General features: G+C 63.0%; 20 protein-coding genes and 1 tRNA gene. 8 read left to right on the forward strand and 13 right to left on the reverse strand.

All coding sequences use genetic code 11. The features are described from left to right. Positions 1–17: 17 nt before the first annotated feature. The 5 genes from FRC96_RS08595 to FRC96_RS08620 form a co-directional block, all read right to left on the reverse strand. Positions 18–91: transfer RNA gene (locus tag FRC96_RS08595), tRNA-Arg, on the reverse strand. A gap of 97 nt (positions 92–188) precedes the next feature. Continuing rightward, entirely contained in the window at positions 189–1,298 is a 1,110-nt protein-coding gene (locus FRC96_RS08600; protein ID WP_230470035.1) for a hypothetical protein, read from the reverse strand. Between the two features lie 445 nt (positions 1,299–1,743). Further along, positions 1,744–2,439 carry a hypothetical protein gene (locus tag FRC96_RS08610; RefSeq protein ID WP_146974091.1) on the reverse strand — a complete coding sequence of 232 codons (696 nt, stop codon included), beginning with the start codon at positions 2,437–2,439 and terminating at the stop codon, positions 1,744–1,746. Beyond that, positions 2,440–2,955 carry a hypothetical protein gene (locus FRC96_RS08615; RefSeq protein ID WP_146974092.1) on the reverse strand — a complete coding sequence of 172 codons (516 nt, stop codon included), beginning with the start codon at positions 2,953–2,955 and terminating at the stop codon, positions 2,440–2,442. 251 nt (positions 2,956–3,206) lie between these two features. Continuing rightward, positions 3,207–3,893 carry a hypothetical protein gene (locus tag FRC96_RS08620; RefSeq protein ID WP_146974093.1) on the reverse strand — a complete coding sequence of 229 codons (687 nt, stop codon included), beginning with the start codon at positions 3,891–3,893 and terminating at the stop codon, positions 3,207–3,209. A 255-nt stretch (positions 3,894–4,148) separates the two neighbouring features. On the opposite strand from FRC96_RS08620, the gene FRC96_RS08625 reads away from it, so the two are divergent. Further along, positions 4,149–4,739 (forward strand): hypothetical protein, encoded by a 591-nt coding sequence (locus tag FRC96_RS08625; protein ID WP_146974094.1) that lies wholly within the window; start codon positions 4,149–4,151, stop codon positions 4,737–4,739. A gap of 122 nt (positions 4,740–4,861) precedes the next feature. Here FRC96_RS08625 and FRC96_RS08630 read toward each other — a convergent pair whose 3' ends face one another. The 3 genes from FRC96_RS08630 to FRC96_RS08640 all read right to left on the reverse strand — a co-directional run bounded on the left by FRC96_RS08630 (position 4,862) and on the right by FRC96_RS08640 (position 7,276). Next, entirely contained in the window at positions 4,862–5,512 is a 651-nt protein-coding gene (locus tag FRC96_RS08630; RefSeq protein WP_146974095.1) for a hypothetical protein, read from the reverse strand. 90 nt (positions 5,513–5,602) lie between these two features. Beyond that, positions 5,603–6,292: a hypothetical protein gene (locus FRC96_RS08635; RefSeq protein WP_146974096.1), complete on the reverse strand. Its 690-nt coding sequence runs from the start codon at positions 6,290–6,292 to the stop codon at positions 5,603–5,605. Between the two features lie 189 nt (positions 6,293–6,481). Next, positions 6,482–7,276 carry a hypothetical protein gene (locus tag FRC96_RS08640; RefSeq protein ID WP_146974097.1) on the reverse strand — a complete coding sequence of 265 codons (795 nt, stop codon included), beginning with the start codon at positions 7,274–7,276 and terminating at the stop codon, positions 6,482–6,484. Between the two features lie 643 nt (positions 7,277–7,919). Here FRC96_RS08640 and FRC96_RS08645 point away from each other — a divergent pair. The 3 genes from FRC96_RS08645 (at position 7,920) to FRC96_RS08655 (ending at position 9,189) form a co-directional block, all read left to right on the forward strand. Then, the gene (locus tag FRC96_RS08645) at positions 7,920–8,336 is read left to right on the forward strand and encodes a fluoride efflux transporter FluC (RefSeq protein ID WP_230470036.1); all 417 of its coding nucleotides are present in this window, start codon (positions 7,920–7,922) and stop codon (positions 8,334–8,336) included. After that, on the forward strand, positions 8,333–8,713 hold the full coding sequence (locus FRC96_RS08650) for a FluC/FEX family fluoride channel (protein WP_146974099.1): 381 nt from the start codon (positions 8,333–8,335) through the stop codon (positions 8,711–8,713). Before FRC96_RS08645 ends, FRC96_RS08650 begins: the two co-directional genes overlap by 4 nt. A 113-nt stretch (positions 8,714–8,826) precedes the next feature. Then, positions 8,827–9,189, forward strand: a complete 363-nt coding sequence (locus FRC96_RS08655; RefSeq protein ID WP_230470037.1) for an NINE protein — start codon at positions 8,827–8,829, stop codon at positions 9,187–9,189. 86 nt (positions 9,190–9,275) lie between these two features. On the opposite strand, the gene FRC96_RS08660 is transcribed toward FRC96_RS08655, so the two are convergent. From FRC96_RS08660 to FRC96_RS08680, 5 genes are all read right to left on the reverse strand, one after another. Next, on the reverse strand, positions 9,276–10,004 hold the full coding sequence (locus FRC96_RS08660; protein ID WP_146974101.1) for a metal-dependent hydrolase: 729 nt from the start codon (positions 10,002–10,004) through the stop codon (positions 9,276–9,278). A 141-nt stretch (positions 10,005–10,145) separates the two neighbouring features. Then, on the reverse strand, positions 10,146–10,598 hold the full coding sequence (locus FRC96_RS08665) for a GNAT family N-acetyltransferase (protein WP_146974102.1): 453 nt from the start codon (positions 10,596–10,598) through the stop codon (positions 10,146–10,148). Positions 10,599–10,607: 9 nt separating this feature from the next. Beyond that, on the reverse strand, positions 10,608–11,249 hold the full coding sequence (maiA, locus tag FRC96_RS08670; RefSeq protein ID WP_146974103.1) for a maleylacetoacetate isomerase: 642 nt from the start codon (positions 11,247–11,249) through the stop codon (positions 10,608–10,610). Positions 11,250–11,386: 137 nt separating this feature from the next. Next, on the reverse strand, positions 11,387–12,367 hold the full coding sequence (locus FRC96_RS08675; RefSeq protein ID WP_146974104.1) for a fumarylacetoacetate hydrolase family protein: 981 nt from the start codon (positions 12,365–12,367) through the stop codon (positions 11,387–11,389). A 213-nt stretch (positions 12,368–12,580) separates the two neighbouring features. Then, complete coding sequence (locus FRC96_RS08680; RefSeq protein WP_146974105.1) at positions 12,581–14,632, reverse strand: hypothetical protein; 2,052 nt, start codon at positions 14,630–14,632, stop codon at positions 12,581–12,583. Positions 14,633–15,049: 417 nt separating this feature from the next. Here FRC96_RS08680 and FRC96_RS08685 point away from each other — a divergent pair, with 417 nt between their 5' ends. From FRC96_RS08685 to FRC96_RS08700, 4 genes are all read left to right on the forward strand, one after another. After that, positions 15,050–16,546, forward strand: a complete 1,497-nt coding sequence (locus tag FRC96_RS08685; protein WP_146974106.1) for an HAD-IG family 5'-nucleotidase — start codon at positions 15,050–15,052, stop codon at positions 16,544–16,546. Then, on the forward strand, positions 16,543–17,982 hold the full coding sequence (locus FRC96_RS08690) for a trypsin-like peptidase domain-containing protein (RefSeq protein ID WP_146974107.1): 1,440 nt from the start codon (positions 16,543–16,545) through the stop codon (positions 17,980–17,982). The genes FRC96_RS08685 and FRC96_RS08690 overlap by 4 nt, the downstream gene beginning before the upstream one ends. A gap of 90 nt (positions 17,983–18,072) precedes the next feature. After that, on the forward strand, positions 18,073–19,071 hold the full coding sequence (gene holB / locus FRC96_RS08695; protein WP_230470038.1) for a DNA polymerase III subunit delta': 999 nt from the start codon (positions 18,073–18,075) through the stop codon (positions 19,069–19,071). Positions 19,072–19,135: 64 nt separating this feature from the next. Next, positions 19,136–20,596, forward strand: coding sequence for a PSP1 domain-containing protein (locus tag FRC96_RS08700; protein ID WP_146974109.1), 1,461 nt, complete (start codon positions 19,136–19,138; stop codon positions 20,594–20,596). The last annotated feature ends 114 nt before the right edge of the window (positions 20,597–20,710 follow it).

Genomic DNA, 20,710 nt, shown 5'->3' on the forward strand with positions numbered 1-20,710 from the left:
TCAACAACTTACAAAAATGACCCCGACAGGAATTGAACCTGTGACCTACGGATTAGGAATCCGTCGCTCTATCCGACTGAGCTACGGGGTCTGGGCGCGCCGTGATCGGGCGCGAGGCTGTTTTTCGCACCCCTGCGCGCGCGGATCAAGCCCTTTTGTAACCGCCCTTCGTCCTCGCACCTCCCACTCTACCAGACTGGTGGAGGAAACCCGTCGATCCCCTCTTGCAAAGTCCACCGCAGGTTACGCTCATAGTCGACAAGGACGAGGTTATCATCAACCTCAGTAAGAACCTCTCCCCCATAGACGCTCGTCCCAAACGCTCCCACCGCTCCCCCCGGGTAGGTGTAAACATGCCCTGGCTGTTGAGGATCAAGCTCGACAAGGCCACTTCTCCGACTGACGAGTACTTTCCCTGCTGTAGTCCAACTCAACCCATCGACAAAGAGCAGCGCCATATCAGAGTCTAGCTCTGAGAGGATGCGTACACCGTTTTGAAACTCTAAATTCGGATAGTACGTAATATGATTGGATCGTGGATTAAGACTGCAGTTTCTTTGATGCAGAACAACCTCATGCGTGACTGGATGAACCCGAATACTGCTGGTCCAACCACACGCAGGAGTATGCACAGTAATCTCACCAGCCCGATACACGAGCGGTGAATTGTTATAAGAAAGGCCTCCAGAAAATTGACCGACTTTAAGCACAATCGGATCCAGAAGGCCTCCGGTCGAACTCTCGACATAAAGCGACGCCGATGACGCATCGGTTTCGATAGGATCGAGCAGACGAACTGCCTCGCCACCTTCTGCGTTGACAAAATAAAGCGCGTGCGTCCAATGATGATCAGGTTTATCCGCCGTGAACAGAAGCCCACTACGATCCCACATCACCGTCATCGAATGTATCTCTCCAGAATGAGTATAAAATGGCTCGACATCGTAATATACCACCTCTTCTTGAAGATCGACGGACATGGCAATCTTCCAGATACTGGATGACGTCTTCATGAAAAATGCTTCGTTAGTAGCAAAAAATGCAGGCTCAGGTTCAGGCTCAGGTTCAGGTTCAGGTTCAGGTTCAGGCTCAGGCTCAGGGTTCGGATCAGTGTCAGTGCCTGGATTGGGCTCAGGCCCGGGATCGTATTCATCATCCCGACCACCATGGTCGGTTCCTGCGTCGGACTCTTCAAAATCGTCGTCGATAATAATTAGTGGTTCCTGCGGCGGAGCCGCCTCACCACAGCCACCGACAATCATCAGTACTACACTCAGACACCACATCTTCTTCAGCATGCCTTTCATCATTTCACCCCTCACTTGAAATAGTGACCTACACGCAAGTCCAAACAACCTTCATTTCAAAACCAAACACGGCACCTTCACATCTACCCTCAAGGCACAAAAGTGCCCCACATAGCATATCCACCAGCTACGTCTTCACGTCTCCCCAAAACACAATATGATCCGGGGCAAAGGTACGGGCACATAACATACGCGCACGACACGCATGCACGTGCCCTCACCCGTAGTTACAACACATCCTCACTTAGAATGAGCTAACACTAGCAGCCCCCTCGTGGTAGTCAACCCCCCGGCGTGCAATAATTTCGACTGAAAATGTTCTCTATCACCGCAGATTTCGGTACGTGCTTGCTTCCCCCTATACCGCTCTACTAAACGCACAGCGGTCACGCCTCTGAACATAACGACGTTACCCCTGACGTAAATGCCTTAGCCTCTACCGTGTCGCCCTATACAGTTCGTGCTCTCGCCATTCCTCGCCGCCTCGCCGCCTCACCCACACAACCCCCACCCCCAACACCACCCACATCACCCCCCAGGGCTCCTGCCCCTCCCCACCTCCCCCGTAGGCTGCGCATCCATAAAAAGGCCTGTCGTCCCCGCAGCTCCCGTCGTGGTCGTTGGGGACTCCGGAGTACGCGTACTGAATCAAGGCCAACCCTTCGTATTCATCAGCCCACACCTCCTCGACGCCCCGGTCCTCGCCAAAAAGCACGCTGAGTGGAAGCTCCCCCTCCCCTTCCGACTCGCCATAGAGCTGGTCGACCTCCGCGCTCAGCGTGAGGAGCGCGCCGTCGGCGACGCGTTCTCCGGGGGCGCGCTCCTCGCCCCACACGACCCAGACATCTTCACCACATGCGTTGCCAATATCGGCAAACATCTCGACGTGGCCTTCCCAGGGTTCCGTCCGAATTTCGTGCTCAACGATCAGGCAATCAAAAGCCTCGTTCTTCCAGACTTCATCGATCTGCGCCTCAAGTTCGACGTACTCGGGAGGCTGTACGCAGCTCAACGCGTGGGCCGACATCGGCGCCAGCGACGTCGCAAACGCCGCCAACGCGACGAGGAGCGCCGGTACGCCTGGCAAAGTCGGCGTCGAAGGTGTGTGGGGTGAAGGGATTGAGACATTCATTTATATCACCTTGATACGCTGTCGACGGACCATCAGACCCGCCAGCGCCACTCCAACAAACGTCAGCGGCCCCTCGGGTCCATGGGATTTGGATGTCGCGCACCCGTAAAGACCCGAATGCTCTCCGCACCAGTCGTCGTGCTCACGGAGAGTACCCTTATAGGAGTATCGAATTCGGGCCAGGGCCCTGTGGGGCGCAGGCTCCGGCGCGTTGCTTAGCCGTTCCGTCTCCGTGATCGCATAAAAATTGACCTCCCCCTCGCCCTCGGACTCCTCCATCAACTCCAGCAGATCGGCGCGTACCCTGACCAGCTGTCCATCGCCGACACGTTCCCCATTCGACCCATCTCGCTCTGCAACCACCAATAGCTCTTCACCACATACATTCGTGACGTCGAGAGAAAGTTGAATCACACCGGAGTCCGGATACGCCACGATCTCGGGCTCAGCGATCACGCAATCAAACGCTTCACTGGTCCAGATTTCATCAATGTGCGCGTTGAGTGATTGATACATGCCTGATTGCTCCACGCAATCGGACGCATGGGCCGAACGAAGGGATGTGACCGTCACGCAGACACCCACGCATAGCAGCGTCAACAACACGCACCAAAAACGTGGGGGGCCCGTAACATGCGGATCTTGAAGTCGTGTAGCCATGCGAATGTCCCTGACGTCGATTTTCAACCTTATACATGCCCAACGAAACCAGACCCAAAACGCTGGTCGCCAGCGCCGTGTCGTGTTTCACGCTTAGAAACGCTGCCTCATCGCCCCACTCGCCGCCTCACCCCCACCACCCCTAACCCCAACACCACCCACACCAGCGGCCAGGACAAAGGCGCTTGCGTCCCCGAACTCGTCACTGCGCATCCGAACGTGGTCCCCGGGCCGCAGTCGCCCTCATTGTAGTAGGGGTCCGCGTAGGTGGGCGTGCCCGAAAACGAATAATGCACGCTCGCCATCGCACGATACTCCTCGAACCCCATCTCCTCGCCAGTGCGCTCTGAGGCAGGAATCGCGCGAATCTCGGCGATGCCCTCGCCATGCTCTTCATCCTCAAGCTCCCTGATCGGACCGCCGAAGCGCAGCGTTTCCCCCTCAGCGACAATCTCTTCATGCAGGTAGGGTTCCCCGTAGGGCTTGTCGATGTTCATCGCGATCGCGATGTCCTCCCCGCAGGCGTTCGCGATGTTGAGCAGTAGGTGAACGAAACCATAGTGCTCGTCCTCGTCCATCTCATATTCCACCGCCAGGCAATCAAAGGCGGCCTCGCTATGCACCTCGTCGAGTTGCACATCGAGGTCCCCGTAGGCGTAGGGCCCGGAGCACATCATGTCGGCTGAAGCCTGTGGCACGCCCGTCAGCGCGCCCCACCCCACGAGCAGCCCCAACCCACAGGACGCAACCCTCAACACCCGTTCTTTTGCGCCTTTGCCAGACTTCATCGTCATCATGCCCTCGCCCTATCCATGGTTCGCTTTCATCGACTTTTTGGTGGGAGGGGGCAGTCTGCCGACCGTCGCAACGTGTTTCCAGCACTTTTGCGCGACGGGCCGAGGCGATGTGCACTCAGCGCTGCCCCTCGGTTGGGATTTGAAACGAATGTTGAAGTCACCGGCCAGCGCCTTGAACCCATCCTGCTGTGTCCTTAGGCTTTGTCGCACCCCGACGACATGACTGTTGGATTCGATGAAAAAGGAGCTGCCGTGATTGCTTTGCTTACGCCCCGCCCCCTCGCCCTCATCGCCCTGCTCGCGCTCTGTGTGGCCTGCGTCTCCGAAGACGGCACCTCGCCAGATCGCTACGACTCGGCCTTCTTCCAGCCCGACGAGGCCCTGGCCAGCTCGGAGTGGTCCAACTCCTACAGCGTGGCGCACACGATCAACGGCTCCGGCCTCCCCGAGGGCTTTGGGCCGGCCGACACCCACGCCGACTACAGCGGCAGCAACCACTGGACCACCTCCGACGGCGACATCGAGGGTGCCTGGGCCACCTACAGCTTCAACGGGCCGGCGACCATGGACACCCTCTACATCTGGCACCACCGCTCCACGATGCCCCCGGCCTACAGTGAGGGCTACGCCATCGCGCGCTTCGACGTAGAGTTCCTCGACGCCAACGGCGAGCAGCTCCTGCTCCTTGAAGACCTGGCCGGCGAGCCGGACCTGGCGAGCGCGGCGGTCTATGAGTTTGAGGAGGTGGAGGGGGTGCGGGAGGTGCAGATCATCGTGCGCGAAAACAACGGCGATGAGCAGGTCACGGGGCTGGCCGAGGTCGCTTTTGGCCTGACCCGCTAACCTGCTGACGCGCGACTTAGACGCACATAAAAAAGGCCGCCGGACTCTTCTCCGGCGGCCTTTTCGTTTTTTGCAACACGCAAGCGCGATGCCCGGCGCGGGCCTCAGTCGGAGCCTCGCTCTTACGATTGCGCGCTGCGCCGCACACGCCTCCCCAACCCAATAAGCCCCAGCCCCACCATCACCCAGGCCAGCGGCGCGTGGGCCGGAGTCGCGTTGGAGGCGGCACAGCCGCCACACCCCATGACAGAGACCTCGTCGTTGCACTCAAAGTCGCTGTTATCGCGGGGCGTCCCTTCAAACGAATAAAGAACACGCACGATCGGCTCGTCCTCGCCGGCCACGCGAAACTCCAGCTCGCCGTCCCCTTCCGGTGCATTCTGGTAGCTCTCCACCTGCACCTCCAACGTCACCGCCTCTCCCGCTGAGATGAATTCGCTATCTGGAGAAGGTGGGTCCATGGGAACGTGCGCGACGCGCTCGAACTCGACCATAACACCTTCCTCACACCCGTTGATGATGTCGGTGACGATCCACACGGCCCCCGTCGCCGCGTCGGTCACGGTGTCAGCTTCGACGTCCAGACATGCGTAACTCTCGGTCGACCCGATCTCGTCGATATAGGCATTGAGCTCATCGTAGCGATCGGGCGCAACGCATACCGCGGCCGCCTGCGGCACCCCTCCCAGAGCGACAAACCCTGCGGCGAGCCCCGGGAGGAGGGCAGACCTTTTCTTGAAAGGGATGAGCGTGGGGCGATGGGATGGCAGCATGGCATGTCCGAATGAAATAGCTTTGGATGACTCGGATGGGGCAGGTCGAGCAGTGTGCCGGAGGTGGCTTCCCTTTTCCATAAAAAGCTCTCAGGAGGCTGGTGGGCTGCGCCGCGCACGGCGCCCCAGCCACACCATGCCCAGCCCCACCATCACCCAGCTCAGCGGCGCCTGCGCTGGCGCTTCCGGCGAGCTTGCCGTCGACGAACACCCGAACATGGTGGCGTTGCTGCACGGCCAGTCGTCCATGTCGTAAAGCGTGCCGGAGTACGAATACTGAACCCGCGACAGCGGCACATACGCATCAGGGTCTGCCTCCATCGCGTCGCGCTCGGCGTCCGGCAACACCTCAAAAATCAGCTCCCCCTGCCCCTCTTCCCGGGGGCGCATCTCAAGCGAAGCGCGTACGGTCACGAGCTCGCCGTCCTCCACCCGCACCTCGTCCATCCGGTCACCGGCGGTGTAGAGATAGTCCGCATCCGCCCTCACCCAGAGGTCTTCTCCACATGCGTTGGCCAGGTCTGTGGAGACGTTCACAAAGCTGTTGCCCTCATGGACAGCGAACTCATGCTGAACCACCAGGCAATCAAACGCCTCGCTCGTCCAGACCTCATCGATCTGCCCCTGGATCTCCGCGTAGACAGGCGGCTCCTCGCAGTCCAGGGCGTTGGCGAGGGGCACTGTGCCCGGCGCAACCAGCCCGGCAGCGAGCCCGACGAGCAGGACCGCGGGCTTTGTGATGACTGCGCGCCGGGAGAAGAACGAGCGTGGGAACGTCATGCGATGTCTCGGTGCGTGGGGTTCAGGGCTTTCAAAGGGCGATGGGGCAGTGTGCCGGGGCATCGATCGCGTTTCCAGTCTTTTGGGCGACGTAGCTCCCTGAACCCTGACCCAAAAAGACCGCCGGAGACTCTCCGGCGGCCCTTTTTTGTTTCATTTTTCATGTTTTAGCGCGTTTCATCACGGAAACTACTCCGCCACCTCCGGCTGCGGCTCTGGCGAATCCTCCAGCTCGGGAGCAGCCGGCGACGCCGGAGTGTCGGGCTCACCCTCGTCTCCTGGCGTGTCGATGCCGAGAGACCGACTGACCGTGGGACGTACGCGCCGGGCCAGCTCATCGTCGCCAGCCAGGAGGTAGAGCTGCTCCATAATTGCAGCGACCGCCTGGTAGATGCGCGACCACTCCTCGATCAACGCGTCGCGCTCCGTGAGCAGACGCTCGGCTTTGCGCTCCTCCTCGTTGAGCGTCGTCAGCTCTTTGCGCAACCCCTCGATCGGAGCCTGAAGGTTGGCAGCAAGCTCGCGGGTGGAGATGGGCGAACCGAAGGCGTCGATGTGCATGTCGGCCTGATGAAGCATCTCGACGACGTTTTGGCCAAAAGACTCCACCGCCTTCGGATGGCGAGGCAGCTCACCGTCGACGCCGAATCGCCGGGCCAGCCCCGGAGCGCCGGCGTCCAGCAGCGAACGAACTCTGGCGAGCGCTGTGAGGGTCTGCGCCGCGGCCTCATCGCGAGCCGTCCGATGTGAGTCATCGTCCGCGCGCTCCCGGGCCAGCTCAGCTTCCTTCTGCCATAACGCATCGGTGCGCTCGTCAAGCGCGTCGCCCTGCCCGGCGATGAAGCGTCGCCAGTCCTCCACGTCGAAGCCCATCTGACCATCGAGCTTCGTGGCGACGTTCTCGCCATGCGTACGAATCGACGAGGCCACCCAACGACCCCAGGTCACGCGATTCTCCACCGTCTTTCCCACTTTGTTGCTCATCACAAACTCCTGTCTCCAAAAGCAGATGATGCGTCTCTCGCAAGCGCGCGGTGCCGCGCGCAAGCCTGATACGAGCCGCAAACGGACCCCCGTACGGCAAAAACAACTCGGGTATGCGACGCAGCCTACCAGACGCTCTTTCCCACACAAACCCGGGCACGCGACCGCTGATCTCACGTTCTGGGTTTCCAAAACGCGTGCGCGACCGTCGATCTCACGACTCGCCAGTCCAAACTTCAACCACGACCGCTGATCTCACGTTCTGGGTTTCTAAAACGCGTGCGCGACCGCCGATCTCACGCTCTGGATTTCTAAAACGCGTGCGCGACCGCCGATCTCGCGTTCTGGGTTTCTAAAACGCGTGCGCGACCGCCGATCTCGCGTTCTGGGTTTCTAAAACGCGTGCGCGACCGCCGATCTCGCGTTCTGGGTTTCTAAAACGCGTGCGCGACCGCCGATCTCGCGTTTTGAGCTCGGAATGCCGCCTTCGCGACACTCGCGAAGACGTTTTGCCCCGCGCAGCCCTCACCGCGACCGTCGCGCACCCGGGAGCTGGCCAATTGGCGCCCTCCCAGCCCTCATGCTAACTCTCCCCGGCCCGCCGCGCTCCGCGCCCCTGATCGAAACGCCGAGACGATTAACGATGCCCACCTCCCCCCCGACCCACCTGGCCACGCTGGCGCTCGTCGCCCTGGGCGGCGCGCTCGGGGCGCTGCTGCGCGTGTGCGTGGGGCTGGCGCTGCCGGCCATGGGGGCGATGCCCACGGGCACGCTTGTGGCCAACCTCATCGGTTGCCTGCTGCTGGGGATCGTCGCTGCGAAGGTCGCCTCCATAGGCCGCCCCCCGGCCTGGCTGCAGCAGGGCGTGGGGGTGGGGCTCCTGGGATCGTTTACCTCCACCTCGACCTTTGCGTCGGAGGCGTTCTGGCTCCTGAGCGACGCGTCGCCGGGGCTTGCAGCGAGCTACGTGGCGCTCTCGCTTGTCGGGGGGCTTGCGCTGGCGGCGCTTGGCGCGCGTCTGGGCGGCGCGCCCCTTTCACTCGCCGGAGGTGGGGCGTGAGCTGGGAGATGGCAGCCCTTGTGGGTGCGGGCGGGGCGGTGGGCGCATTGATGCGCTTTGCCCTCACGCGCGCGCTGGCGGAATTCTCCAACCGACGGGATTTTCCGCTCAACACCCTGCTCATCAACCTCGGGGGCAGCGCGCTGCTGGGCTGGCTGATGGCTTCAGCTCAAAGCGCCGACCTACCGGTGCACGAGAGCCCCCTCTTCATGGTTGCGGGGCTCGGGTTTTGCGGCGCCTTGACCACCTTTTCGACCTTCGCGGTGGAGACCCGGCAGCTCGCCGCGCGCTCCTTCTGGCGCGCGTTAGGGTATGTGGTGCTGACGGTGGGCGGGGGCGTAGGGAGCTTTGCGCTGGCGCTCATCCTGAGTGGTTGACCCGGGACATGGCAACGAGCTTGCGCAACACCCCCCAAAGCTCAAACAATGGCAAGCGATCATGCCAGCCCTTGTGGCCACCTCCCCGCACCCCATCCCGCAGGACGCCCGCTATGAAACGAAAAAAGACCGCCACCCTGCTGGCCTTCTTTTTGGGAACCTTCGGTGTTCACAAGTTTTACCTGGGCCTCCACGTCCAGGGCCTGATCTTCCTGCTGCTCTGTTTCACCGGCGCCTCCACGCTCTTCGCACTCTACGACACGGTGGTTTTTTTGGGGATGAGCCCGCAGAAATTCGACCGAATCTACAACAGCAAGCACGACGAGCCGGTGCTCCGCACCGAGCAGACAGGTCAGGATGCAAGCATGAGTCCGTGCGCCCTCCGACAGGACTTCAACGAGCTCAAAGAGCTGCATGTCAGCGGCGTGCTCACCGATGAGGAGTTTCTGGCCCAGAAGCAGCGCCTGCTGACCTGATCACACCGCCTCGTGGCATGAAAAAACCGCCGGCCCTCAAAGGCCGGCGGTTTTTTTACTTTTACTAAAAAGTACTCTGGAGCCACTTAGAAGCTATGCGCCTGCCCCGGCTCCAGCGCGATCACGTCGACCTCCAGCTCGTAGGTCTCCAGATACTCCACGAGCTCCTTCGGGGTGCCCGTGAGGGCGTCGAAGGTGCCGTAGTGGCAGGGGATCACCGCTTCGAGCTCCAGCAGGTCGGCGGCCAGCGCCGCCTGGAGGGGGTCCATGGTGAAGTGGTCGCCGATGGGCAGGATGCCCACGGTCGGGCCGTAGATCTCGGCGATCCAGGCCATGTCGCCAAAGAGGGAGGTGTCGCCGGCGATGTAGAGCGACTCGCCACTGGAGAACTCCACGACAAAACCGGCCGGCTCGCCAAGGTAGATGACCGTGCCGTCCTCGTCGGTGAAAGAGGAGCTATGGCGCGCGTCGGTCATCGAGACGCGCACATCGAGCGCTTCGAGCTCGACGGTACCGCCCTTGTTCATGCCCACGAGCTTGTCGGAGGCCACGCCGCGGCTCCCGAGCCAGGTGATCAAATCGAAGATGCCCACGATGGGGCCCGAGCAGCGATCGGCCACCTCAAAGACATCGCCGATATGGTCGTTGTGGCCGTGGGTGATCAGGATGGCGTCGGGGCTGATATCGTGCGCCTCCGCGGGGCATTGGGGGTTCGAGCGCACCCAGGGGTCCACCAGGATGTTCTTGCCCTCGGGGGTCGTGATCACAAAGGTCGAATGCCCCAGCCACTGCACTTTTACGCCTGCCAACGCCATGGTTGTCTCCTCAAGTAGGTACGTCGTCGTTTGCGAATTTTTGTGGTGCCGCACCGACCGAACATGATGGCCGGCGAGTTTCATTTCCCAAAAAGAGCGGCCCTCCGGTGAGCGTGGGTCGGGACGCCGCGCCGCAGAGTCTTAACGCGAGCCGCCCGAAGGCCAGCGCATCATCACATGCGGGATCTCCGCCTCGACAAAGGGCTCTCCGAAACGCTCCCAGCCCAGCCGGGTGTACCAGCGCTCCAGATGCGCCTGGGCGTGCAGCTCGGCGAGGCGCTCGCCAAGGTAGCGTTGCACCGCCTCCATCACCTTCGTGCCCAGGCCCTGCCCCTGAAACTCAGGGTGCACCGCCACCCGCCCTACCACCATCGGCGACGTTTTGTGGAAGATTCGGGCGGTGCCCACCAGACGCCCGTCGGCGCGCAAAAGCACATGGGCGCACTCGACATCGAGGCCGTCGACCTCGGGCTCGGCGGTGATCTTCTGGCCGACCACAAAGACCTCGTTGCGCAACACCATCACCTCGTAGAGCTCGCGTTTGCTGAGCTCCTCAAAGGTCTTGATCTGCGCGTCCAGCGCGTACGTCTGCACGTCAGAACCTCATTGCGCGTCGGGCTGCTGATCGGGGTGCGAGACCTGAAAGGCCTCCAGCGCGTTGCAGCGCTCCTCGATGCCCAGGATGGTCGGAAAAGCCTCCAGCTCCACGTCAAAACGGCGCGCGTTGTAGAGCTGCGGGATCAGGCAGATGTCGGCCAGGCTGACCTCATCGCCCACCGAGTAGGCGCCGGCGCGGCGCTCCGCAAGCAGCTCGTAGGCGGTCAGGCCGCGCTCGATCCAGTCCCGGCACCAGGCTCTGGCGTCGAGGTCGGTCTCGGCTTTGATCTTCTGAATCACCGCCAGGTTCTGCAGGGGCTGGGTGCCGGCGTTGATGACCTCGGCCATCTCGCGGGCCCAGGCGCGATGCACGCGGTTTGCGGGCAGAATGGCCGGGGTCGGCCGCAGCTCATCGAGAAACTCCAGGATGGCCAGCGACTGCGTGAGGTAGATCTCCTCGCCATTTTCTTCCCACTCCAGCATCGGCACCTGGCGCATGGGGTTTTTGGCGCGGTACTCCGCGCTGTGCTGCCTGCCGCCGCCTTCGACCAGGTGCACGGCGCGGTATTCGTAGTCGAGCTCTTTGAGCGCAAACCCGATACGTACCCGCCAGCTCGAAGAACTCCGCCAGTATCCGTGAAGAATCATCACTCGCCGCCTTTGCTCAGTGTCCGCCCGTCAGGTCGATACGCCAGACCTGTGCTTTAAGCCTATGCGTTAAACCCATGCGCGCCGCCGGCACAGAAGGCCGGCGGCGCGCTCCTCAACAGCTCGCAGCGTGTTGCTCAATCGGCGTCGACGACCTTTTGGTCGATGGTGCCGAAGATGTTGTTGCCGTTCTTATCGAGCATCTCGATCTTCACCGTGTCGCCGGGCTTCATAAAGGGCGTGGTGAACTCCCCGGTGTCGATCTTCTCGAGCATGCGCTTTTCGGCAAGGCAGGAGGAGCCGCGGCTGCGGTCTTCGTTGGAGACGGTGCCGCTGCCCACGATCGTGCCCGCAGTGTACGCGCGGGTCTTGCAGAGGTGCTGCAAGAGATCGTTGAACGAGAAGTGCATCTCGGGGCCGGCCTCCGGATCGCCGAATTTTTCGCCGTTGTAGTAGGTGTTGAGCGGCAGGTGGATGCGGCCCTCCTTCCAGGCGTCGCCGAGCTCGTCGGGGGTGACGGCGAAGGGCGCAAACGCGGTGGCCGGCTTGGACTGGAAGAAGCCAAAGGACTTGGCGAGCTCGGCCGGGATGAGGTTGCGGAAGGTCACGTCGTTGAGGATGACGATGAGCTTGATGTACTTCGAAGCTTCGGCCGCTTTGACGCCGCGGGGGGTGTCACCGAGGATCACGCCGACCTCGGCCTCAAAATCGGCGCCCCACTCGACGTTGGGGACCTCGATGGGGTCATGGGCGCCCAGCAACACGCCCGAGCCGCCCTGGTAGACGAGCGGATCGGTCTCGAGGGTCTCGGGCGGCTCGGCGCCGCGGGCTTTGCGCACCAGCACGATGTGGTTGATGTAGGCCGAGCCGTCGATCCACTCATAGGCGCGCGGAAGCGGCGCCATCATCTTCGAGGCGTCCACCGGGGTCGACTCCACATCGCCACGCTCGAGCTTCTCGGCCAGCGCGCGCAACTTCGGCTCAACCTCATCCCACTGGTCGAGCGCGGCCTGCATCGTCGGGGCGATCTCGGCCGCCGAGGTGTAGACCGTGTTGTTTTTGCCCACCACCACAAGCGCGCCATCACGAGTACCGTTGCGTAGCGTTGCCAGCTTCATGCATCAACCTCCAGGTTGGTTCATTTCAGTGCGAGTTTTCGCCACTAGACGTAGCCACGGGGCCGCGGGGTGTCAATGCTGCGGTGCCGGCGGCGACGGCTCCTGCGCCCCCTGAAAAAGAAAACGGGCGCCTCCGAAGATTCGGAGGCGCCCGACGATGTGTCGCAACGTGTGCTGACGGCGCCCGCGTGCGAGCCGTCAGTCCAGGTCACCTTACTCCACGACTGCAGCGCCGTCGGTGAACACATCCAGGCGGTACTCACCGTCAGCGCAGAACACGCCGAAGATGCTCGCCGAGCAGTAGGGCTCCACGCTCAGGAAGTAGGTGCCATCTTCTTCCACTTCGTAGGAGAAGGCCGAGAAGAAGGTCTCCGCGTCGGCCTGACCGACGTAGTAGTCCGCTTCGAGGATCTGCGTGGTTCCGTCGCCTTCAAAGAGACGCACGATGGTGTCGGTGGTGGAGGGATCATCCTCTTCCTCGTCCTCCGGAGCCTCGGCACCACGCGAGGTGCGCGCCACGAGCACATCACCGGCCACGAGATCGATGGAGAAGAACTGCACCGGAGTGGCTTCTTCGTCGATGGCGGCGGCAGCTTCGGAGTCGAGCATGCCGAAGACCTGGGCCGGCAGCTCGATGACTTCAGCGTCGGCGCTGGTCAGCAGCGGGTCGGTGAAGGTGTAGGTGGTCGGACCTTCAGGAAGCGTTCCGTCCACGAAGGTGGCGTTGAGGGTGTAGGTGGTGGTGGCCGCGCCGCGGAAGGCCGCGTCACGCACCAGCACCGGCATCGTCACGGCTTCGTCGGCGTCGTTGTAAAGGACGGCTTCCCCACCGAAGGCCGGCGAGAAGGTCCAGTACGCGGCGCTGACAACCAGCGGGGTGAAGTCGTCTTCGGCGACTTCGGTCTCCACGGCCAGGCTCACGATCGACTTGGCCGGAACGACCACGTCGAACCAGGTCACGTTACCGACGTCCGCGAGCACTTGAGCCGACGAGGTGGAATCTTCGAGCGAGACGGCGTTGCGGGTCGCCGCCTCGACGGTCAGGGTGTAGCCGAAGCCCTCACCACCGACCGGCTCGGCGTCTTCCGTGAGGTTGCGCTCATCGGAGACGTAAAGGGTGAAGGTCTGACCTTCTTCTTCGTCGGCGCCGACGCCCACGTACATACCGGCGCGGCCTTCGACAGGAAGCGAGCTACCGGCCTGCTGCTCTTCACCGGCCGGGCCGGAGACGGCCACGATCGCCGGGGTCAGCGCGTCGTCAGCTTCCACGAGCACGCGGAAGTTCTCGCCGGGCTCCACCGTCAGGGAGTAGGCCTTGATGTCGGTGCCCACCAGGCGGGCTTCGATGTTGCCAGTCTCTTCGGCGCCATCGGCGATGACCACGGGCTCGGTGCTGCCGCCTTCGTAGGTCTCCATGGTCAGCTCGAAGAGCCCGTCGGCGTCGTTGCTGTAGGCGTCGACGATGACGTAGTAGGTGTTGCCGTTGGTGATGTCGGCGAAGACCTGCGAATCGTAGTGGCCGTCACCAAAATCGTCGTTCTGGGCGATGCGGGCTTCAGCGGCCACGTCCCAGACGTGCAGGAAGGTGTCGACGCCGCCTTCGGGAGCGAGGCGCTGGGCGGAGGTCTCGGCGGCCAGGGTGCCGTCAAGGTCAGCCACAACCTCGAAGACCTTGATCGAGCCGTCGCTCATGTCGCCTTCGGTCACACCGGGAAGGGTGGGCTCTTGCGGATCGAGCTCAACCACTTCGGTAGTGATCTTGTAGGCGCCGCTGAGCTCTTCGCCGGTGCTGGGCACCAGCAGGTGGCTGCCGTCGGCGTAGATGAAGAACTCACGGCTGGCCGCACCTTCGGCGTAGAAGAGTGCGCGGTTGCCTTCGTCGGCCACTGTCTGCAGCGTCACACCGAAGGTGTCTTCGCCGGCGAGGTCGCCATCCACGGCTTCCACGGTCACTTTAAGGGCGGTTCCGGCCTCGAGGGTCAGCTCGTAGTACTGGGGCGCACCGACAAGCTCGCCGCCGATGGTCTCGCCGGCTTCGATGGCCTGGGGCGCGTCCGCGGAGTTGGCGGTGTCGCCCATCCACACGTCGACTTCATCTTCGAAGGGGTGCGGCTCGTTGGGATCGGTGTCGGTGTCCTCACCGGCATCATCGCCAGCATCGACATCGGTGTCGGGGGTGTCAGCCGGCGTATCGTCGCCGCCACAGGCGGTAACCGAGGCGCTCAGCAGGCCGACAAGCAGCATTGCGAACAACTTCCTGGACATGGTGTTACTCCGTCAAAATAGTGACTACATTGTTGCCCCGGGGCTTCGCGGCACCTGCCGGCGAGGCCTCTTCTGCGCGGGCTGCCGGGGGCAAGCTCAACACGGTCGAGGCTCTATCACAGCCCCGAACGCGATTCCAGTGAATCGATGTTGGCCTTTGTAAGCGCTCACGCATCGCAACGACGCCAGCGCGGCGTGCAGGCGGACTTTCCATGGAAGGGAGGCGGAATCCCCGGGTCGCTCTGTCTGTTACACCCGGGCTGATCGCGGCCTGCGCCTCATGACGCACCCCGCACCTTTAAGCACGTCCGCGCGTCGTCTCCGCGGGCCTCCCGCTGTATACTCCCATGATGATGCCGCCCCTTTTCTGATGACCGCCGGGGCACTCACCACAACGACACACGCTTCGAGACAACCTTGGTTAACCCTCCCGACTCCGAGCAGCCGCTCTCGCTGCTGCAGACCCTGCGCAAGGGTCACTCCCCATCGCTCGCTCCCGTCCATCAGGTCTTCTGCAACCGCGACCTCAACCTGGCCGAGGTTGAGGCGGTGGGCTTTGATATGGACTACACCCTGGCGCACTACCACCAGGACGCCATTGAGCGTCTCAGCGTCGAGAAGACCCTGGAGCGCCTGGTGCTGGAGCGCGGGTATCCACGCGAGATTCTTGAGCTGGAAGTTCCCGCCGACTTTGCGATTCGCGGGCTTGTGATCGACACGGTGCGCGGCAACATCTTCAAGCTCGACAGCCACCGCTTTGTGGGGCGGGTCTACCACGGCTTTAAAGAGCTTCATGGCGACGACATCATCGAGTACCACACCCAGGCGATGAGCATGACGACCTCGCGCTATGCGCTGGTCGACACGCTTTTCGCGCTTCCGGAGGCCGCCCTCTACGCCACGTTGGTCGACTACCTGGAGCGAACCCGCCCCGGCCAACGCCACGACTGGCGCCGCCTCTACGACGACATCCGCTACAGCATTGACCTGGCCCACCGCGACGACTCCATCAAAGATGAGATCATCGCGAATATGGAGCAGTACCTCACGCGCAACCTGGATCTGGCGCACACGCTGCAACGCCTGCGCAGCGCCGGCAAAAAACTCTTCGTGCTCACCAACAGCTACGCCCGCTTCACCGAGCACGTCATGAGCTACCTGCTCGACGACCTTCTGCCTCAGCTGCCGCGCTGGCAGGATTACTTCGACATCGTGATCACCGGGGCGTCGAAGCCGGGCTTTTTCACCGACCGCCAGCCCTTTTTGCGCGTCGACGCCCGCGAAGAGGTCAGCGGCGAGGAGTTCGGTCATTTTGAGCCCGGTCAGATGTACCAGGGCGGCAACCTCATCGACTTTCATCGCATGACCGGGTTCCGTCCGGACCGGGTGCTCTACGTCGGCGACCACATCTACGGCGATATCGTGCGTAGCAAGAAGTCGACGGCCTGGCGCACCGCGATGGTGGTGCAGGAAATCGAGGGCGAGCTCCTGCGCACCGATGAGCTGCGCGAGGAGCGTGCGCGCCTCGACGCCATCGAACACGAGCTGGTGCGGATCAACGAAGAGATCGCCTTTGAGCTCGGCCTGGCCCGTCGCCTGCACGCGCTCGACGCCCCTGAAGGCGACGCCGAGGTGCAGGCGGCCTTCGACGAGATCAAGCGCACCCAGAGCCAACTTCGCGCCCGCCGTCAGACGGTCCTTCAGGAGCTCTGGCAGGTCGAGCGCCAGCTGGAGAGCGAGTTTAATCGCTACTGGGGATTACTCTTTAAGATGGGCAACGAGAACACCATCCTCGGCGAGCAGATCGAGGTGTACGCCTGCATCTACACAAGCCGCGTGGAGAACCTGGTGCATTACTCGCCGATGCATTACTTCCGCGCGCCGCGACAACCCATGCCCCACGAGCGATCATGAAACCTCTCCGCCTGGCCACTCGTCCTCGTCTCGGTCATCTGACGCTCGCGCTCTGCGCGCTGATCCTGCTGCTTTTTGCGGGCGGCAACCAGGCCGCCGCACAGGATGCCGAGCGCGCATTGTGGACCGAGGGCCGGGGGGCGCGCGGCATGGACACCTCTCCCTTTGTGGAGCTGGTCGAGGAGGTGGGGCCGGCGGTGGTCAGCGTGATGGTGAGCTATGCGCCGGGTACCGGTCCCTCACATCTTCGCGACTTAAGCTCGGGTCCGGCGCTGGCCCAGGGCTCGGGCTTTGTGATCCACGAAGAAGGCTACGTGCTGACCAACTTTCACGTCATCGACAACGCGTCGAGCGTTGATGTGCGTTTTAGCGATCGGCGCGAGATGCCCGCGCGGGTGGTGGGGGTGGACCAACCCACCGACCTCGCCCTCTTGAAACTCGACGTCGACCAGGGGCCCCTTCCGGTCGCGCCGCTGGGCGACAGCGACGCGCTTCAGGTGGGTGAGTATGTGCTGGCGATCGGCAACCCCCTGGGGCTCAACCACTCGGTGAGCGCGGGCATCGTCAGCGCGCTGGGCCGGCGCAACCTGCCGGTTGAAGGGCGTGAGCAACAGGGCGATTTCATTCAGACCGACGCGCCGATCAACCCGGGTAACTCCGGCGGTCCGCTGGTGAGCATGAATGGCGAGGTCATCGGCATCAACACCGCCATCAACCGGCAGGGTCAGGGCATCAGCTTTGCTATTCCTATCAATATGGTGAAGACGCTGCTTCCGCAGCTCCAGGATCGCGGCTTTGTCGAGCGCAGCTGGCTGGGAGTGCGTGTGCAAGATTTAGAGCCGATGCTCGCGACGAGCTTCCGGCTGGAGAGCGCCGCCGGCGCGCTCATCACCGAGGTCGTTGACATGAGCCCCGCCGCGCAAGCCGCGCTTCAAGAGGGCGATGTGATCACGCATTTTGGCGGTCGCACCATCCTCACCAGCGATGATCTTCCCTGGTACGTCTCAACCACCCCGGCCGGGAGCACGGTGGAGGTTGAGATCATGCGCGCAGGTGAGTCGCAGCGTGTGGAGGTGCGGATGCAGGCCATCCCCGACCAGGAGCGCCCCAGCCTTCCGGTGGCCTCCGCGAGCCTGCCGGCCGACCCGACCAGCCCGACACGTTTCGGGGTGGAGGTCGCGCCGATGACCGCGCGCCTGGCCCGCCAGGTGCGTGCCCCCGATGAGCGCGGCGTGCTGGTCACCGGTATGAGTGACGACTCGCCAGCCCGGCAGGGAGGCCTGCGCAACCGCGATGTCATCGTCGAGGTGGGCACCACCCCTATCGACTCGCAGGAGAGCTTTGAGCAGGCCGTCGCCGACCTGAGCGCGGGCGATGTGGTGCGCCTCAAAATCATCCGCCGAGGTCGCTCGGTTTATCTGGCCTTTGAGCGCTGAGCTTTGTGCCGGCGATGATTGACACCTGCGCGGCGCGCTCCCTAACATGCGCCGCCCTCGGTGCAGGCCCCCACCCCCCGGAGCCCCTCTGTGCGTAAGTGGTCGGAACTCTTAGGAAATTCTAGAACGCGGCAGGTCTTAACCCAGGCCGTGTCTGCGGGCCGTCTGCACCACGCCTACCTCTTCAGCGGCCCGACGGGCGTGGGCAAATACACCACCGCCTTAAGTTTTGCGGCCAGTCTCAACTGCCTGGAGCGCTCCGGTGATGTTCTGGAGGATGCGTGCGGGCGCTGCACGGCCTGCAAACGCATTGAGGCCGGCCAACACCCCGACGTGCTGGAGATCGCGCCGAGCGGCAACTTCATCAAGATCGACCAGATCCGCGCCATTCAGAAGGCCGCGCTCTCACCACCTTATGAGGCGTGCTACCGCGCGGTGATCATCGATCAGGCGCATGCCATGACTGAGGAGGGCGCCAACGCCCTGCTCAAGACGCTGGAGGAGCCGAGCGCCCTCACCCTGCTCTTTTTGATCACCGACCAACCTCACCGCCTGCTCGATACGATTATCAGCCGCTGCCAGCGTCTGCGCTTCGGCGCGCTCAGCGACGATGAGGTCGCCCGCGCCCTGCCCGACGTGCTGGAAGAGCCCGTCGATGAGGCCTTGCTCAAGGTCGCGGCTGGCTATGGCGAGGGAAGCCTGGGTCGGGCCGTTGAGGTTCTGGAGTCCGGGATGCTGGAGCAACGCCAGGAACTTCTGGAGGCGTTTCTGGCGGTGCCCGCCGACCGCGCTAACCAGTGGTTGGAGACGGCCGAGCGCTTCGGGCGCGGCAACTCCGAGCTGGAGGCGCAGCTCGACGTGCTCATCGTGTATTTTCGCGACCTGATGCTGGCCGGACGTGCCGATCGAGGGCGCGTGATCAACGCCGACCTGATGACCACCATCGACAAAGGCGTGGAGCGCTTCTCGCTCGACGCCATCTTACGCATCCTCGACACGCTGACCGAGGCCCGCGGGCGTCTTAAACGCAACGTCAACGCCCAGCTGATCGTCGAGGGTGTCCTCGACCAGATCCGTCAGCCCTCTTAACTGCATGAGTCCCGGGCTCCGGGCGCCGCTTCGGCGCCCTCCCGCGCATCCATAGACGACTTCCATGACCACAACGCTTTTTAAACCTGCCAAAAAGCAGGCGCGCCCCTTCGGCGGAAAGAAGAAACTCTACAACGTGGTATCGCTGCGTTACCGCATCAGCCAGACCCGTCATGAGGCCGACGCCCGCGAGCTGCAACTTCGCGAGGGCGATCACGTGATCGTCGACACCGATCGCGGCCCCACGCTGGCCGAGATCTGCGGGGTGGTCTCGCGCAAGGTGCTGCCCACCGACAGCCTGCCGCGGGTGCTGCGCAAGGCCACCGAGGCCGACATCGCCCAGGCCGACAAACACGCCGGGTTTGAGGAGCAGGCCTACCGCTTTGCGATCGGGCGCATTCGATCGCGCAAGCTGCAGATGAAGCTGATCCGCGCGCAGTACATGCACGACGGCTCCAAGCTGGTCTTTTATTTCAGCGCCGACGGTCGCATCGACTTTCGGGATCTGGTCAAAGATCTGGCGCATAAGTTTCGCACGCGCATCGAGATGCACCAGATCGGCGTGCGCGACGGCGCGCGTATGCTCGGCGGCATCGGCCCCTGCGGGCGCGAGCTCTGCTGCAGCACCTTTCTGGACAACTTTGAGCCGGTCTCGATTCGCATGGCCAAAGATCAGGGGCTGACGCTCAACCCCAAAAAAGTCTCCGGGATGTGCGGGCGGCTGATGTGTTGTCTGGTGTACGAGCAGCAGCTCTACCGGCGTATGCGCACCAAACTCCCGCGCGCGGGCAAAATGGTTCGCACCGAGCTCGGGGAGGCGAAGATCCTGGAGGTCGACGTCATCAACCGGCGCGTGATGGTGAGTTTTGCCGACAACAACCGCAAGATGTTGCCGGTCACCGAGATCGAGCTCATCGATCCCAACGTCATCGACCGAGGAGTCGACTCAGGCAACGCTGAGGAGTCGGCACAGGGTGGCGGTCGCAAGCGTCGCGGCTCCAGCAGCCGGCGTCGCTCCCGGGGCTCGAAGTCCTCGCGCTCCAGCCGACGCTCACGGGGCTCCAAATCCTCACGGTCGGGCTCCAAATCCTCGCGCTCCGGCCGCAATCGGCGCCGAAACTCGCAACGCTCCGAGCAGAAGCCTTCCGAAGAGAGCGGCGCGACCGCCTCCGACAACGCGCAGCGCAGCGATGAGGCGGCGAGCAAAGACTCCGGTCGCTCCAAAAAGCGTCGCTCCGGCCGCCGGCGCTCCGGCCGCTCCCGCTCGCGCCGCTCCAAAGGCTCCCGCTCCGAGAGCCCCTCGCGTGAGCAACGCTCGCAACGCGGCACCAACACGTCCTCTGGCAACACCTCGACCAAAGAGGGCTCGAAAGCCGGCGGAAAGCCCGGCGCCGAGAAGGCCACTGGCGAGCGCTCCTCGAGCAAGCGACGCTCCAGCCGCCGCCGCGGTCGCAACAAAAAAGGCGGCGACAAGCCCCCCCGCACCGAAGGAGCCACCGAATCGCCCAAACCCAAAGGCGACTGAGCCTTGCCAGCGACGCCAACTTCTGGTTCACCCTGCCCTTGCCGCCAGGCGACCCTCGACGGTCGCCTGGCGAGATTTAAGCTGATGTGTTCCCAACTGCGCTGAGACTTCTCT

Origin of the sequence: Lujinxingia vulgaris (assembly GCF_007997005.1) — a bacterium.
In the GTDB taxonomy this organism is placed as follows: domain Bacteria; phylum Myxococcota_A; class Bradymonadia; order Bradymonadales; family Bradymonadaceae; genus Lujinxingia.

Coding starts and splice junctions, on each gene's coding strand:
- FRC96_RS08645 (WP_230470036.1), top strand. CDS start 7,920: ATGCCCACCTCCCCCCCGACCCACCTGGCCACGCTGGCGCTCGTCGCC.
- FRC96_RS08640 (WP_146974097.1), bottom strand. CDS start 7,276: ATGAGCAACAAAGTGGGAAAGACGGTGGAGAATCGCGTGACCTGGGGT.
- FRC96_RS08610 (WP_146974091.1), bottom strand. CDS start 2,439: ATGAATGTCTCAATCCCTTCACCCCACACACCTTCGACGCCGACTTTG.
- FRC96_RS08620 (WP_146974093.1), bottom strand. CDS start 3,893: ATGACGATGAAGTCTGGCAAAGGCGCAAAAGAACGGGTGTTGAGGGTT.
- maiA (WP_146974103.1), bottom strand. CDS start 11,249: ATGATTCTTCACGGATACTGGCGGAGTTCTTCGAGCTGGCGGGTACGT.
- FRC96_RS08660 (WP_146974101.1), bottom strand. CDS start 10,004: ATGGCGTTGGCAGGCGTAAAAGTGCAGTGGCTGGGGCATTCGACCTTT.
- FRC96_RS08600 (WP_230470035.1), bottom strand. CDS start 1,298: ATGCTGAAGAAGATGTGGTGTCTGAGTGTAGTACTGATGATTGTCGGT.
- FRC96_RS08700 (WP_146974109.1), top strand. CDS start 19,136: ATGACCACAACGCTTTTTAAACCTGCCAAAAAGCAGGCGCGCCCCTTC.
- FRC96_RS08690 (WP_146974107.1), top strand. CDS start 16,543: ATGAAACCTCTCCGCCTGGCCACTCGTCCTCGTCTCGGTCATCTGACG.
- FRC96_RS08630 (WP_146974095.1), bottom strand. CDS start 5,512: ATGCTGCCATCCCATCGCCCCACGCTCATCCCTTTCAAGAAAAGGTCT.
- FRC96_RS08615 (WP_146974092.1), bottom strand. CDS start 2,955: ATGTATCAATCACTCAACGCGCACATTGATGAAATCTGGACCAGTGAA.
- FRC96_RS08635 (WP_146974096.1), bottom strand. CDS start 6,292: ATGACGTTCCCACGCTCGTTCTTCTCCCGGCGCGCAGTCATCACAAAG.
- FRC96_RS08680 (WP_146974105.1), bottom strand. CDS start 14,632: ATGTCCAGGAAGTTGTTCGCAATGCTGCTTGTCGGCCTGCTGAGCGCC.
- FRC96_RS08675 (WP_146974104.1), bottom strand. CDS start 12,367: ATGAAGCTGGCAACGCTACGCAACGGTACTCGTGATGGCGCGCTTGTG.
- FRC96_RS08655 (WP_230470037.1), top strand. CDS start 8,827: ATGAAACGAAAAAAGACCGCCACCCTGCTGGCCTTCTTTTTGGGAACC.